A 476-nucleotide genomic window follows, 5' to 3' on the forward strand; every position below is an offset into this window, starting at 1 on the left:
ATATAGGACGACGTCATACACGTACTTTAATGAAGAAAATGGGCATTAATGCGTTATATCGTAAACYAAATCTAAGTCAGGCCAATCAAGCTCACCGTAAATATCCATATCTGCTCAAAGGATTGGCTATTCAGCGCAGTAATCAAGTGTGGTGTACGGATATAACGTATATCCCTATGGCAAAAGGCTTTGTTTATTTATGTGCTGTGATTGATTGGCATAGCCGCAAGGTACTTGCGCATAGRGTATCGATTAGTATGGAGGTGGATTTTTGTATTTCGGCTTTAAATGAAGCAATTGAAAAATATGGATCACCTGAAATATTTAATACAGACCAAGGCAGTCAGTTCACCAGTGATGCATTTATTGATGTATTGAAATCAAATGGCATTCAAATCAGTATGGATGGTAAAGGTCGATGGRTTGATAATGTGATGGTTGAACGATTATGGCGGAGCGTTAAATATGAAGAGGTG

At 38.1% G+C, this 476-nt stretch carries 1 protein-coding gene; it reads left to right on the forward strand.

Going from position 1 to position 476, the window contains the following annotated elements; genetic code table 11:
* Positions 1-476: IS3 family transposase (locus tag BWR60_RS36105; RefSeq protein ID WP_144445894.1), on the forward strand; the 476-nt coding region annotated here is incomplete at both ends.

Origin of the sequence: Inquilinus limosus (assembly GCF_002195995.1) — a bacterium.
GTDB lineage: Bacteria > Pseudomonadota > Alphaproteobacteria > DSM-16000 > Inquilinaceae > Inquilinus > Inquilinus limosus_C.